The following is a 5201-nucleotide window of genomic DNA, read 5'->3' on the forward strand; positions in this document are numbered from 1 at the left end:
ACCCCGCAGTGGGGATTGATCTGCCGAATGTGACGGCCAATGCGCCCCAGGTCGGCGGGCACGTGGGGGAGGAGATCAACCTTGGTGATCAAAACGCAGTCCGCCTCACGGAACATCACCGGGTACTTGAGCGGTTTGTCGTCTCCTTCCGTGACGCTCAGCAGGGCCAGCTTGCAGTGTTCGCCAATGGCGAACTCCGCCGGGCACACCAGATTGCCCACGTTTTCCACCCAGAGCAGATCCAGAGACTCCGGATCGCATTGCTGCCGCAGCAGTTGCAGGCCCGTGGCGACCATGGCGGCGTCCAGATGGCAGGCCCGACCCGTGGTGATGGGCACCACGGGAACCCCCAGATTCGCCAGCCGCTGGGCATCCAGTTGGGTGGTCATGTCCCCTTCCAGCACAGCCATGGCATGGGCGCCATGGAGGGCGCGGAGGGTGTGCTCCAGCAGGATCGTCTTGCCGGCGCCAGGGCTGCTCATCACGTTGATGCAGAACAGCCCCCAGTCGTCAAAGTGCCGGCGGTTGTGCCGGGCCTGCTGATCGTTGACCGCCAGCAGGCTGATGTTCATGGTGTCGCTAGTGGACATGTGCATGGCGATGGATCGGCGAAGGACGGAGCTGTCTGGGCACAGGGATTTACCGGGGCCGGTGGACCGCAAATTGGGGGTCGGCTGTAGTCGATGCGCTGGATCTTCAACTCACGGCCGGAGAGGATGGTCTCCAGGGGATGACCACAACAGGGGGAGGCATAGCCGCACATTGGATCGGGCCGATAGCTGTTGCCGCACACCAGGCACTTCCCCACAAGGGAAACCGACTCAATGCTGAGCCGGGCCCCCGCCAGCCAGGTGTCCTTGACGGCTGCCGCAAAGCTGAGCCGCAACTGACTGGGCTCCACACAGGTGAACTCCCCCACCAGCAGGTGGACCTGCTCCACACAAGGCTGCATGGGGTGCTGGTCCCTCCAGTCCGCCAGGGCTTGCAGCAGGCAGCGGGTCATATCCACTTCATGCATGGCTCACCTCCAGGCTTGCCCCACGTCCATGGCGCAGGCCTCCTGGATCCAGGAGGGCCGCCCTTGCCGTGGCAGTTGGCCGGAGATCACCAAGTGGGCCATGGCGTCGCACACCACCCGGGTGGCCATCAGTGCGGTGATGCCGCTGACGTCGTAGGGGGGCGACACCTCCACCACCTCCAGCCCGCAGACCGTCACGTTGCGCACAACGAGTTCCAGCAGTTTCAGGGCCTCCCTCGGCAGTAGGCCCCCCGGTTCGGGCCAGCCGGTGCCCGGCACAAAGCCCGCATCAATGCAGTCAATATCAAAGGAAACGTAGACGCAGTCCGTCCCGTCACTGGCCCGTTCCACAGCGAACCGGGCTGCGGCCTCCAGGCCCATCTCGGTGATGTCCGTCACCGTCAGCACGTTGGTGTTGCGCTCGCGGCAGACCTTCACCCCTGGTCGCGGCACCTGCCAGCCGCCAATGCCCAGTTGCACCAGGTTGCGGGCTGGAGCATGGGCCATGTTGGTGGCATGGAACCAGGGGCAGGTGTGCATCCGCTCGTCCAGGTCCGTTTCCTGGGTGTCCACATGGCGGTCAAAGTGAATGATGCCCACTTTGTGGTGGCCCAGATGGCGGCAGATCCCCCGCAGTGTGGGGAACCCGATGGAATGGTCTCCCCCGAGAACAATGGGAAAAGCCCCGGAGGCAAACACATGGGCCATCCCCTTCGAGATTTGATCGAAGGACTTTTCATTGCTGCCGGGGATGGTGAAAATATCCCCCACGTCGCAAAGGGTGATCTGCTCCCGCAGGTCCACGCCCATCTCGTAGTTGTAAGGCGTGTAGAGGGCGGACATCTGGCGGATGCCCTGGGGGCCGAAGCGCGTTCCCGGGCGATAGGTGGCGCCGCTGTCATGGGGAACCCCCAGCACGGCAACGTCATGGCCCCCTACTTGATGCACATCCTCCAGGTAGGGGGCCTTCAAGAAGGTGTTGATCCCTGCGAAATGGGGCAGTTCCCCCCGGGAGAAGGTGGAAATGGTGCGGTCCCTGATGCTGTCGGCAGGGGCCAAGCCGAAGGCATGACCCCGCTCCACTTCCCGTTGCCAGCCTGCCTGGGGAAGCTGTTGCTCTGGCCCATCCCCGCGTGTGCGGGGAACAGCGGTCGTCGGGGACTGAAGCCATGCCGATGGGGATGAGGTGCAGGCGGTCTCCCGGGCTTTTGTCCCTCCGTGTTCCTGGGTGACCCCAGTGGATTTCTCTTGGACCAGACACCCCTGGGAAAACCGGAGGCCGGAACCCTAGAAATCGCTTCCGTGCCCCAACTGTTTCCACTGCTTGACCTATGGGGCTGTGTGATCGGCTACGGAATGGTCAAGACGCTTCCGGCCTCAACAGTTGGCCAATTCCCGCTTCCGGACGCCTACGGCTGGCGGATCGGGGCGTTGCCGCGCCTGGGGGCTGGTCCGCCACTGTTGCGTCAGGTGATGAACCACCTGGAGCGTGAGCAGAATCAGGGCGCCAACCACGGAGAGCAGAAGCACCACGGCATCCTCGCTCATGGAGACGGCTGCTGCTGCCGTCCGATCCTCAGGGGTTGGCGTTGGAGCGTGGTCTGCCAGCGGTTGCAGAGCGGTTTCCTCCGGTTCCGGTTGGGGCGCCGGGGGAGGAGAGGGGGACTCGGTCACGCTTGGCGCCTCGGCAACCGACAGCCCGGCTGGATCCGGTTCGGGAACAGGATGGACAACCGGCAGGGGATCGCCTATGGGCTCACATCGGCTGACGGAGAGGATGGCATGGCCGTCCCGGAGCAGTCGCCGATGAGTGGACTGGAGACGATTCAGGGGAACCATGATGGGGCGCTGGCCGACAAACCGCCCAGGGGAGCGCCCAGACTCCTGAACAGTGATGGTGAACAGGGTTGTGGACTCAGGGCCAGCCGTAAGCAAGGCATTCATGGGAACTGCTGGAAGTCTTGGTTCTCCAGAGGCTAGGGGGTATTACGTGACAACTCATTGAGGTTCTGGTCCATTGCCGTAATCAAGGCAATGATCGGCCCCGTTGCGGTCTTGCAGGATATTCCGTCGTAATCAACAAGTACCCCCAAGGGGATTCGAACCCCTGCCGCCTCCGTGAAAGGGAGGTGTCCTAGGCCTCTAGACGATGGGGGCTAGAGCCTTTGGCAAGGCTCAATCATAGGCTTGAGAGGGGAAAGGGTCAACCTTTTTCCCTGCTTCCGGGGCGGGCTAGCGGCCGGGTAGTTTCTGGTTGCGCCAGACCGGAACCGTGAAATAGAAGCAGGATCCCTCGCCAAGCTCCGACACCACCCAGATCTTGCCGCCATGGACTTCCACCACCCGGCGACAGACGGAAAGACCCACGCCAAATCCCGCAGTTCTCGACGAGGTTTGTGATAGGCGCACCTGGTCCTGGAAGATGCGTTCCTGCTCGTCCACCGGGATGCCGGGGCCGTTGTCACAGATGCTGACTTGCAGCCATTGGCTGGTGCGGTGCATCAGCCTCAGCTTCACATGGCCCCCATCCGGGGCGAATTTGAAGGCATTTTCCAGCAGATTGAGCAGCACCTGACGCATGCGGCGGGAGTCGGCAAATACATCGGGGATGTCCGTGGGAATGTCTGTTTGCACGGCCAGATTGCGCCCTAACCACATTTTTTCCAATTCCAGCAGCGCATCGGCACAAAGCTGGGAGAGACTGAGGCGTTGGGGATTGAAGAGGGCCTCCCAACGGGTACTCCCCACCTCCAGCAGGTCGCTGGATAACTGCTCCATGTCGTGGATGCGGCGGCTGATGATATCCAGAAACTCCCCGTTGCCGATCTGACCTCGTTGGAAACTTTGCAGGGCCAGGCTGGTGGTGGTCATGGGGGTGCGCAGGTCATGGGCCACCATGCGCAGTTGGCGCTCTTGAAACTGCAACCGGTCAATCAGGACTTCATTCTCCTGGCGCAGCACCAGAAGCTGATCCTCCAGTTCCAGAACCCTGGGGCTATCGCGATCATCCTCCACAGACGAGGGAATGACCGGCATGGCCAAGCCGTTGAGCCGTTCAATCTCGCCCCAGCGGGGCAACCAGGACCGCACCTGGCTCAGCAGGGTGCTGCCGGTGAATACCTGCCGCGGCGTGGGAAAAAGCTTAACCAGCGCCGGCGTAGCCACCACCTTGTGCAACTCCAGCAATTCCGGGTTTTGTCTGGGATCAACGAGTTGGAGGAGGATGTCCAGATCCCGGTGGTCGGCCCGCAGAAAGGTGGTCAACTGACGCAGATCCCGGGTGGCCAGGTGACGGGGACTGGCCACAAGCAGGAGGGATACACGGACGCTGGCTTGCTGGTTGGTTGCAGTGGGACCACCCACCGGTTAATGCTGCAAAGGCGGCTTCACTCTAATTGATTCTTGAAGAAAACACAAAGATGCTACCACCAACTGTTGTGATCCTGTGACCCTCGGCGGTGGGGTGGGGAAGCTTCTGATCAGTGCAAGGTTTTCCCCTTGGCGCAGGGGCGCAGTTCCCGCTAAACAGGATCAAGAGGTTGGGCGTGCCGGCCTGATCCGCTGTCGAGTTATTCCTGGTGTCTTATCCCAATGAGTTGATTACCCGCGTACCACTCACCAAAGGCCATGGGGCCTTTGGCAATGGGGTTGACCAGGTTGTCCGCCGCTGGTTCAATCGCAACGTTGGCCTCTGGCGCAGCCACCGGCGGTTTGATTTCCGCGACGGCAGTACTGTGGCCATGGACACCATGCTGCGGATTGAATCCTTTGATGACCCCTTGAAGGGGGATGCCTGCTACCGCTTCCGCTGGTGGCCTGCCCAGGTAGACACGCCGTTTGGCCAGAACTCCTCGTATCCCACCACGGGAGCCATAGAAGCCTATCTCATTGGTCATCAGCTTTACCGTAGCCGTGGCTATTTCTGCGGCTCCCCCATCCGTTCCCGCATCCGCCAAGTTGATGAGCAGGAGGTGGTGTTCGAGTCCCACTACATGGAATGGGATATCCTGGAGCACATCCGCCTGGTGGATGATGCCCGCTATCGGGCCCGGTCCATCTACTCATGGCAAAACAGCACCCTGGCTCTGGTGGAGGTCCACCATGAGGTGCGGGAGGATCTACCTGCTGAAGAGGCGGCACAGGCCCCACTCAGTTGAACGGGAGAGTGGACCGGAGTCCCGCA

At 61.9% G+C, this 5201-nt stretch carries 5 protein-coding genes, 1 tRNA gene, 1 pseudogene and 1 riboswitch; of the genes and pseudogenes, 1 reads left to right on the forward strand and 6 read right to left on the reverse strand.

Going from position 1 to position 5201, the window contains the following annotated elements:
- The 6 genes and pseudogenes from hypB to BG35_RS0106150 all read right to left on the reverse strand — a co-directional run.
- A partial coding sequence (hypB, locus tag BG35_RS10630; protein ID WP_152535197.1) for a hydrogenase nickel incorporation protein HypB occupies positions 1–596 on the reverse strand: 596 nt, incomplete at its 3' end.
- Entirely contained in the window at positions 569–1018 is a 450-nt protein-coding gene (locus BG35_RS10635) for a hydrogenase maturation nickel metallochaperone HypA/HybF (RefSeq protein ID WP_025782135.1), read from the reverse strand. The genes hypB and BG35_RS10635, both read right to left, overlap by 28 nt.
- Before the next feature lie 3 nt (positions 1019–1021).
- Positions 1022–2137: pseudogene (speB, locus tag BG35_RS0106130) on the reverse strand (agmatinase); the annotation flags it as partial.
- Between the two features lie 76 nt (positions 2138–2213).
- Positions 2214–2320: riboswitch (guanidine-I (ykkC/yxkD leader) on the reverse strand.
- Between the two features lie 75 nt (positions 2321–2395).
- Complete coding sequence (locus BG35_RS11570) at positions 2396–2962, reverse strand: hypothetical protein (RefSeq protein WP_051506176.1); 567 nt, start codon at positions 2960–2962, stop codon at positions 2396–2398.
- Between the two features lie 140 nt (positions 2963–3102).
- Positions 3103–3175: transfer RNA gene (locus BG35_RS0106145), tRNA-Glu, on the reverse strand.
- Between the two features lie 75 nt (positions 3176–3250).
- Positions 3251–4381 (reverse strand): histidine kinase, encoded by a 1131-nt coding sequence (locus tag BG35_RS0106150; RefSeq protein ID WP_025782138.1) that lies wholly within the window; start codon positions 4379–4381, stop codon positions 3251–3253.
- Between the two features lie 215 nt (positions 4382–4596).
- Between BG35_RS0106150 and BG35_RS0106155 the strand changes: the two genes are divergently transcribed.
- Positions 4597–5175: a hypothetical protein gene (locus BG35_RS0106155; RefSeq protein ID WP_236619810.1), complete on the forward strand. Its 579-nt coding sequence runs from the start codon at positions 4597–4599 to the stop codon at positions 5173–5175.
- The last annotated feature ends 26 nt before the right edge of the window (positions 5176–5201 follow it).

The sequence above is a fragment of the Candidatus Synechococcus spongiarum SH4 genome, assembly GCF_000586015.1.
GTDB classification, from domain to species: Bacteria; Cyanobacteriota; Cyanobacteriia; order PCC-6307; family Cyanobiaceae; genus Synechococcus_B; species Synechococcus_B spongiarum_F.